General features: G+C 56.1%; 1 protein-coding gene. It reads left to right on the top strand.

The window, feature by feature from the left end; translation table 11 throughout:
- Positions 1–75 precede the first annotated feature (75 nt).
- Positions 76–1,041, top strand: coding sequence for an ArdC family protein (locus ACOI6Z_RS27480; protein ID WP_001776122.1), 966 nt, complete (start codon positions 76–78; stop codon positions 1,039–1,041).
- Positions 1,042–1,305 lie beyond the last annotated feature (264 nt).

The following is a 1,305-nucleotide window of genomic DNA, read 5'->3' as shown; positions in this document are numbered from 1 at the left end:
AGACCAGAACGACTCCGGGCAGGCCGAACCGTCAGGCGATACGAAGACGAAATTCACACTGACGGAGAAACAGCCATGACGATGAACCTGCACACTCAGACAACCGCCCCTAAAGCTTCACAGGCGACCAGCGTATCCCCGCTGGAGCAGTCAGGCTCCTCAAAAACGAAATTTTCCAGGGGCAAAAGCAAAGCCCGTGCTGGCGCAGTCAAAACAGACCTTTACCAGACCGTAACGGACAGCATCATTGCAGCCCTGGAAAGCGGCGTTAAACCGTGGGTGTGCCCGTGGGTTCGCAACGGCGCAGCGGCGGGATTACCGGCCAACTTCAGCACCGGCACGGCATACAGCGGAATTAATATCATGCTGCTGTGGTGTAGTGCGGCAAAACAGGGTTTTCAGGACGAGCGCTGGCTGACCTACAAACAGGCGCAGGAGCTGGGCGGCCAGGTTCGTAAAGGTGAACACGGCACGACGGCCATCTTTTACAAGACTCTGGAGAAAGAGGACGAGGACGGGGAAATCGAAAAAATCCCGATGCTGAAAGCCTTTACCGTGTTTAACGTGGAGCAAATCGACGGCCTGAGCATCGAGAGCGTGCCGCAGCCGGTTGCCGGTTTCGATCCGCTGCCGCAGGCGGAAGCACTCATGACCCGGAGCGGGGCAAAAATCACCGAGCAGGGCGTAAAGGCGTTCTATCGTCCGGCCACCGATGAAATCGTCCTGCCAGAGCGGTTCCGCTTCGCGGACGCGGCGAACTTCTACGCCACCGGCCTGCATGAGCTGGTTCACTGGACGGGGGCAGCGTCCCGCCTCAATCGTGAAAAAGGCAATAAGTTTGGCTCTGAGGCGTATGCGTTTGAGGAACTGATCGCCGAGCTGGGCAGCGCGTTTCTGATGGCGGATTTGGGAATTACGGGAGAGGTGCAGCATGAAAGCTATATCGCGTCCTGGCTGAAAGCCCTGAAGGGAGACAAGCGCTACATCTTTAAAGCGGCGGCAGCGGCCTCAAAAGCGCACCGCTGGCTGATGGACTGCTGACAGCTGGAGCCCTGCGGTGCAGGGCTTCAGAATTTTTGAAAGAGAGAGAATCAGGGAGGGAATTATATAAGTCACTGTTTTTTATAATTCTGTAACGCGGCCGGCATCAGCTGCAGGACGTCCTGCAGCTGATGCCGGCACGGGAAAAAAAACAGGACAGATTCAAAAAAAATGAACCCTTTTTCAGGCGGCAGCCGTTACGTATCTGGGATACGTAACGGCGCGATGTCTTACGTAAAAAATGACGTAACGGCTTTCGCCGCC

Origin of the sequence: Klebsiella sp. C239, assembly GCF_048822715.1 — a bacterium.
Taxonomy (GTDB): Bacteria; Pseudomonadota; Gammaproteobacteria; order Enterobacterales; family Enterobacteriaceae; genus Klebsiella; species Klebsiella quasipneumoniae.
This window is presented reverse-complemented; position numbering and strand designations above follow the sequence as displayed.